The organism is Amycolatopsis sp. H20-H5 (assembly GCF_035828755.1).
Lineage (GTDB): Bacteria > Actinomycetota > Actinomycetes > Mycobacteriales > Pseudonocardiaceae > Amycolatopsis.
In genome coordinates this window covers 46776-53475 of record NZ_JAYMZS010000058.1, presented here as the reverse complement: position 1 = coordinate 53475, position 6700 = coordinate 46776, and the positions used below count along the sequence as shown (strand labels likewise).

At 65.0% G+C, this 6700-nt stretch carries 6 protein-coding genes; all 6 read left to right on the top strand.

Annotation, left to right across the window (positions count from 1 at the left end):
* The first annotated feature begins 449 nt into the window (after positions 1-449).
* Positions 450-1865 (top strand): pyridoxal phosphate-dependent decarboxylase family protein, encoded by a 1416-nt coding sequence (locus QMK34_RS27845; RefSeq protein WP_326417444.1) that lies wholly within the window; start codon positions 450-452, stop codon positions 1863-1865.
* 99 nt (positions 1866-1964) lie between these two features.
* On the top strand, positions 1965-2618 hold the full coding sequence (locus QMK34_RS27840) for an SAM-dependent methyltransferase (RefSeq protein WP_326417443.1): 654 nt from the start codon (positions 1965-1967) through the stop codon (positions 2616-2618).
* A 67-nt stretch (positions 2619-2685) separates the two neighbouring features.
* Positions 2686-3909 (top strand): ATP-grasp domain-containing protein, encoded by a 1224-nt coding sequence (locus QMK34_RS27835; protein ID WP_326417442.1) that lies wholly within the window; start codon positions 2686-2688, stop codon positions 3907-3909.
* The gene (locus tag QMK34_RS27830; protein ID WP_326417441.1) at positions 3899-4141 is read left to right on the top strand and encodes a transposase; all 243 of its coding nucleotides are present in this window, start codon (positions 3899-3901) and stop codon (positions 4139-4141) included. The genes QMK34_RS27835 and QMK34_RS27830 overlap by 11 nt, the downstream gene beginning before the upstream one ends.
* Complete coding sequence (locus QMK34_RS27825; RefSeq protein WP_326417440.1) at positions 4138-4383, top strand: hypothetical protein; 246 nt, start codon at positions 4138-4140, stop codon at positions 4381-4383. Before QMK34_RS27830 ends, QMK34_RS27825 begins: the two co-directional genes overlap by 4 nt.
* Before the next feature lie 524 nt (positions 4384-4907).
* A complete protein-coding gene (locus QMK34_RS27820) occupies positions 4908-6659 on the top strand; it encodes a WD40 repeat domain-containing protein (protein ID WP_326417438.1) in 1752 nt (583 codons plus the stop codon).
* The last annotated feature ends 41 nt before the right edge of the window (positions 6660-6700 follow it).

Here is a 6700-nt window from a genome sequence, read left to right as displayed (position 1 = left end):
GCACCATCACACCCTCGCCCATGATCGGCGACCGTGCCGGCCACACGACCCGAAACGATCACACCACGCCGCACCACTCGAGAACTGCCAGGTCAACAACTTGATCAACTTAGGCTACGTGGCATTGCCCCCTAACCCCCCTAGTCGCCGCGGCAGTGGAACGACCTCAGCCGCGTGATCTTTGTGGGGTGTCGGTGTCGCAGCCGCACTGCGAGCATGGTTCGCGAAAGCCCGACCGGTGCGGCTCGCTGGTCGCCCATGGCAGACGAGCGAAGGGATGGCAAGGTGACTGCCGAGCTGCTGAGAAACACATAAAAGCCGCAGGGGGCGTCGGCATTTATCTTCAACCAGACCGCGCCGGGGCCAATAACACCATGGAGCTGGGCGGAGAATCTACTCGAGTCGGCGCCATCGTACGAAATGGTGAATGAGCCAAGAGGGAGGTGGGGATGCCGGAGCAGTATCCGCTGGAGCCGTCGGAAAGTGATATGAATGCGATGGGTCGGCTGGTGCTCGACCATGTCGTGGGAGTTGTCGGGGGTGTCGCCGAACGGCCGGTTCGAAATATGCCGACCGGGGCGGACCTCCGCGGAATCATTGAGGAATTTCTAACAGCGCCGCCGCAGGAGGCCGGTGAGCTGGCCGATCTGCTTGGCCGACTCAGCCGTGCCACTCTCGCTGCGGAAGAGAAGGGGAGCCCGGGAAATTTCTCCTATGTGCCTAGCGGGGGCCTTTTCTCATCAGCGCTGGGTGAGTTCTATGCTCGCAGCACCAACAGGTACGGAGGGGTTGCTTTCACCTCGCCAGGGCTGATCGCACTGGAAGAGAGCGTTGTGAGGTGGCTGGCTCAGAGTGTCAGCGGTCTACCGGCCGGCAGTGGCGGCTTTCTCACCACTGGCGGTTCCATGGCGAACTTCTCAGCTCTCTTCACCGCACGTGAAACCCTCCTCGGTCCCGATATCGGGGCGGGTACGGCATATGTCACCCGTCACACCCACCACTCGGTTGTGAAGGCGGCACGACTAGCCGGCATCCGGAAGGGGAATATTCGCGAAGTCCCCTGCGGCGGTGATCTGACAATGGACCCCGATCAGGCTCGGTCGATGATCAAACGTGACAAGGAGGCCGGTCTCAGGCCCTTCCTCATCGTCGGTACCGCAGGCACCACCGACACTGGTGCGATCGACCCTTTGACGGACATCGCTGCTGTCGCGGCTGAGCATGATCTTTGGTTCCATGTCGACGGTGCATACGGTGGCCTGTTCCGCCTGACGGAGCGCGGCCGGAATCGACTTGCCGGCGTGGATCTTGCCGATTCGGTCACTCTTGATCCCCACAAGTCGCTCTTTTTGGCGTTCGGCACCGGAGCTCTGCTGGTTCGTGATCCCGGCCAACTCCACGCGGCTCATAACGAAAAAGGTAGTTATCAGCAAGACTATCTGACCAGCGACGGGTTGCCCGACTATTCAAGTATAGGCCCGGAACTCAGTCGCGAGGTACGCGGCCTGAGGGTGTGGTTGCCGCTGCACCTCCATGGCGTCACCGCCTTCCGGGCGGAACTTGACGAGAAACTTGATCTAGCCGAGTATGTCTATGGTGAATTGAGTCAGTTCCCGTTACTGGAACTGCCGTGGCGACCCCAGTTGAGCACCGTGGTATTCCGCGTCAGCTCCGATACCGGAGACGCCGACCAGGCTACGCGGCAACTGCTTGAACGCATCAACGCCAACGGCCGCTTCTGTCTGTCCAGTACCAGAATCAACGGACGTGAAACCGTCAGGATATGCATTCTGGCTCATCGTACTCATCGCGATCACGTCGCTGAACTCGTAGCATCTATCAAGTCATGCGTGGACACGTCCTGACCCAACGGCGCTTCCGTTAAGTGATCTTGGGACGGAATCGACACACCTCGGTATGCCCCGCGAGGACTACCTGGCCGTTATCTGGGAGCGAATAGGCTGATGGAATCGACACACCCCGGTATGCCCCGCGAGGACTACCTGGCCGTCATGAAGGAATCCTTCGACACCGCGTACCGGACCCGCGGTGACCTGTGGACCGGTGAGCCTGCCATGCGCCACCTCGTCGGCCTGCTCACCGGCCGTCTCGCACCGGACAGCCACGTCCTCGATGTCGGCGCGGGCCGCCTCCGGGACACCGAGGTGCTCCTTGACGCGGGACTCCGCGTCACCGCGGTGGACCTGGTGCGGCAAGAGGAGTGGGACCGGGTCGGCGAGCGATGGGGCGACAGGGTGCGGTTCGACGTCGGCGACGCACGCGACCTGTCCGCCGACGCCGAATACGACGCGGTCCTCGACAACGGGTCGCTCCACCACCAGCTCCCCGAGGACTACCCGGACTACCTGGGGGCCCTGCGGCGCAGCCTGAGGCCAGGTGGCCTGTTCGCCGTCAGCCTCTTCGCCCAGCCCGAGCAGGAAACCGAAGGCTCGCTGCTTGTTCTGGAGGACGGCCGCTTTTCCCGCGTATTCACCCCCGACGAATCACGCGCCCTACTCGCCGAGAACGGATTCGCCGTGACCACCACACGACGGGTCGAACGGGACATCCACGGCTGGGCCTATCTGCTCGTCCTCGCCCGCAGCACACGGGACTGACAGCAGCGCACCACTGGAGAAAAGCGGTGCGCTGCGTTCCGGGCCTGACAGACCAACGGAGTCGGTAATGAGTACAGAACGAGAGAACATCCTTTTCGTCGACCGAGCCGGCTATGACTTCTACCGATTGCCGACCGGAGAACCAGTACTCGACCCGGAGCGGTACCGGGTCACCCTGGTGACGCCGAACGAATTCAGCGGGCAGGCCCGGTACGGCGAGTGCGCAGAGGTCCTCTGTCTCGACGTCAACGACCACACCATGCTCGACGCGCTCATCGAAGCCCTGCACCGGCGACGCCCCTTCGACCACCTTCTCGCGTGCAGCGAAGGGCTCCTGCTGCCGATGGCCTCCCTCCGGGAGCGCCTCGGCATTCCCGGGCCGACGCCGGAGGAGGTCCTGCCCTACCGCGACAAATCGATCATGAAGGCCAGTGCCCGCCGCGCCGGCCTGCCAGTGGCCGACTGGCTGCCGGTCGACCGCGCCGCCGACGCACATGACCTACTGGCCACGTACGGAACTGTGGTCATCAAGCCGCGCGCGGGATTCGGCTCGGCGGGCATCCACATCGTGTCCGCCGCCGACGAGCTGCGGGCACTGGACGACGACCCCGCACTCGACCTGACGAACCACCAGGCCGAACAGTTCATCGACGCCCCCATGGTGCACATCGACGCCATCGTCAGGGGAGGCAAGCCGCACACCGTAGTGCCGTCCCGTTATCTGACCTCGACGCTCTCCTTCACCCGCGGCCTACCGGTGCTGAGCGTCACCGTGGACGAACCCCGCCTGGTCGCCGCGTGCGAGACACTCCTGGCCCAGGTGGCGGGGGCGTTCGGCGCCAAGGACAGCGTCCTGCACCTGGAGGCGTTTGCCATGGACGACGACCACCTGGTCTTCAGCGAGGTGGCCTGCCGCCCGGGTGGGAGCAACCTGCAGGCATTGGTCGCCGCCGTCAGCGGCGTGAGCCTGCACGAAGCCGCGGTCCGGCTCTCCCTGGGCGAGGCGCCTACCACCACGTACCCGGTCCGGGGCCGCGCCGCGGGGCATGCGATCCTCTACGGCCGGAACGGCCTGGTCACCGCGGTGGACGACCAAGCCGTTCCGGCCGAGTGGATCGTGGAGCGCCGGCTCTTGGTCGCACCCGACGGCCGCTTCCGACCCGTAGGTATGGTCGGTGGCGGTGTGGCCGAGTACGTGCTGCTCGGTAACTCCACCGAGGAAGTCTCGTACCGCATGCGGTTCGTCGCAGACAACGTCACCATCAGCTATGAGGACGGGAATGAAGTCTGATGCCGCTGCGAGCAGTGCGGGAAAATTCTCTCCAACGAAATGTTTCCAGGCCACCTACGGCACCTACGGGTACCGGCGCAGCCACGCCGTGCTCGTCCGCTCTGGCGAACAGGGGTCCGACGAGCTGGTCCGGGAGCTGATGCTCGAGCCGGGCCTGGTGGCCCGCCAACCGCGGCCGTGGCGGCCGACCACTCCCGAGCCGACCGGCCCCACCACATTCCCGACCTCGTGAGCCGGGACTTGACCGCCGCCGAGCCCGGCACCACGGTGATCGACTGCTACTCGAAAATGGTGACCGGCTGGTCCATGGCCGATCACTACAAAACCTCCCTCATGCGAAAATCCGTCGGCCACATCGGAATCTGCTGGGACAATGCAATGGCCAAATTCTCCTTTGGCGCGTCGAAAAACAAATGGATCCACCGCGTGACATTCACCACAAGCATGGAAGCCCGGAAATCTATTGTGCACTAAATCGAAGGAGTCTATAATCGACAACGTATCCAATCAGGACTCGGCTACTAGACCCCCTTAGAACGCGTCTGAGAACTGTCGCAGCCGCCGCCGCTCGAAGCCTCGGGCGCCTGGCCTTCGAAGCCGCCTACCCTCCACAAGGACGAAAAGTCCACCTTTCATGCCGCCATGACCGTTTCGTGCGTGCCCTGAAGGCCACCATGACAGCGTTAAACGCCGTGAAGGCTCCCATCGGGGCACATGGCAAGCCTGGGGGTGGCGACTGAAGGGGACTTCTCTCGACTCAACCTCGCAAAAGTCCCCTTCAGTCAACGCGGCCCTAGGCGCCAAACTGGACGCCATGACATCAGTTTCCGGACGCCTTCTTCGAGGTCCACAACGAGTACTTGAACAAATAGCTCGCAGTGTGAATTAGCCACAGAAAAAACTGTCCGTGAATTCGAAGCGCCTCAGCGCACGAATTCACTCGGCCACATCACCGCCATCAAAAAGCTATGGGAAACTCGTGATCCAGGGAGGTATTAGTGACTATATCTGGACATAACGGTCCGATCAGCGGCGTCGCGACGAACCGGAACAATTACGTCCTGTCTGCGGGGTACGACAACCGCGTGATTCTATGGGAACACCGTGAACGCCGTGCTGTCTCGCGCGCCTGGCACGACCACCTCGCCAACAGCTGTTCGTTCTCCCCGGACGGACGTCTCGCGCTGTCGGCTTCCAGTGACCACACGGTACGTCTGTGGACGATCCCCGACCTCAAGCTGGCCGCCGTGCTGACCGGGCACGAGGACGACGTCGAGATGGCCGTGTTCCACCCGACCCGTCCGCTCGTCGCCACCGCGAGCCGTGATCACCGCGTGCGGGTGTTCGGCTTCGACGGCGCGCTCGTGGTCACGATGACCGGCCACGAAGCAGACGTCATCTCCGTGCAGTGGAACACCGAAGGCGACGAACTGGTCTCCTCCAGCGACGACGGCACGATTCGCCGGTGGTCGCTGGAGACCGGTGAGCAGCTGGAGGAGCTCGACATGGCCGGGGTCGAGACCGACACCATCGCCGTCGCCCCGGACGGGCGGATCTTCGCCGGGGACGACGACGGCCTGCTCACCGCGATCGCCGGCGATCGCCGCGAAACCGTGAGTGCGCATGAAGCCGGGATCAAACGCCTGGTGCTCGACAGCGCCGAACCGCTGCTGGTGAGCCTGAGCTACGACCGCACGATGCGATTGTGGAACGTCGCTGGCGACCGGCCCAAGCCGGTGGCCACCGCCACGCTGCCGGACGACGTGTGGCCCCGCTCGTGCGCGTTCCTCGATTCGCAGACGCTGGTGTTCGCGACCTTCGGCGCGAGCTACCGCACCTACGACGTCACCGAAGGACGCTGGCACGACGAGCAGGTCGAAGCGACGCCCGGGGTCAACGCCGTGGCCGAGATCGACGGCCACGTGCTGTCGGTCGGCGACGCCGGCCGGGTGATCGACGCCGAGCGCGGCGAGGTCGTGGGCGAGGTCGGCAGCCTGGCGAACTTCCTGACGCCGCTGGGCGACTTGGTGCTGACCGGCGGGCAGCTGGGCCGCGTCTTCGACGCCCGCACCGGTCGCGTCCTGCACCAGCACCGCTCCCCGCTCAACTGCGGTGTCCGCTTCGAGCACGACGGCCGGGAGCACGCGCTGATCGGCACCTACACCGGCGAGGGCCTGGTTTTCACCACCGACGGCGACGGCATCCGGCTCGCCGCCGAGCTGCGCTTGCACGACAACGCGGTGAAGGCCGTCGCGGTGTCCGGCGGCACGCTGTTCTCCGTGGCCGCCGACGCGGGCGCCACCTGGGTGTCCACCGGCACGCTCGAGGTCGTCGCGCGCGTTTCGGACGGGCACAGCAAGATTGCCAACGGGTGCACGGGCCTGGGCGACGAGCAGCGCTTCGCCAGCGTGAGCCGGGATCTGCAGCTGCGCATCTGGGACGTCGGCCAGTGCACCCTCACCACGCCGACCCCGCACGACCACTCGGTCAAGTGCGTCGCCGCCTCGCCCGACGGGCGGTTCGTAGCCACCGCGAGCTACAACGGCTTCGCCGCCGTCTACGACCGCGCCACCGACTCGTGGCCGGTCCAGGTGCGGCTGAGCATGACCGGCATCTCCTCGCTCGCCTACAGCGAGCGCCGCGGGGAGTTCTTGGCCGGTTCCTACGACGGCACCGTGCACACGCTGCCCGTGCTCGACGCCTCGGCGAAGACACAACCGCTCAAGGGGCTGGCCGGCGTAGTGCGCTGAGCCTCCTGCCCACCCGTCCCCGGCAGGCCCGGGGCCCGCAC